Genomic DNA, 656 nt, shown 5'->3' with positions numbered 1-656 from the left:
GGGCGGCCCCCAGGCGGGCGCCTTCGAGGGCAAATACGCTGGGTGGCAAACGGTGCATTGCCCGGTCGATTACCGAGTCGGGCAGGCGGCGCTGCAGGTCGCGGGCGGTGCGACGGAAGTCGGCCCGCGTCATGGCCGAGAGGCCGCGCTGGTCGATGAACTGCGCCTGGTACACCAAGCCGGCGATGTTGTTGTACTCGTTGCGAAAGGTCTGGAACTGCGGCGCGATAAACGGCCGGGCGGCTAACCACGGAATCAGGCCATCGTCGAAGCGGAAGTACACTTGGTCGCGGTCCTTCGGAATGCCCTGATAGCGCACCCGGCCGCCGGGCTGCTCGAATGCGGCCCACTGCCACTGGTCCTCGTGCCGGTCCCAGTCGCCGAGCCACACGTCGAGCAGGCGCGCGCGCAGAAACGCGGGCTGGTCGATGGCGTGCGACGGGTGCGTATACACGTTTTTCAGCATTTTCTCGCCGCCTACAAAATTGTCGACGCCAACCAAGTCGGGCGTGCGCGAAGCCAAGGCGTCGTACTTCTCTTCGAGCAGCGCCAGCTTGCCCCGAAACCGCTCCGACGACGGTCCCAGGCCGTTTTCGTCGGGCCGCACGTAAAGCATGCGGGGGCGGGTGTGGGGCACGCCGGCCGCTTGGGCCAGC

General features: G+C 67.1%; 1 pseudogene. It reads right to left on the bottom strand.

Going from position 1 to position 656, the window contains the following annotated elements:
- A pseudogene (locus tag ACYVDE_RS25305) lies at window positions 1-656 on the bottom strand (hypothetical protein); the annotation flags it as partial.

The organism is Hymenobacter agri (assembly GCF_054778495.1).
The sequence above is the reverse complement of the archived record's forward strand: the minus strand, read 5'-3'. Positions and strand labels throughout refer to the sequence as shown.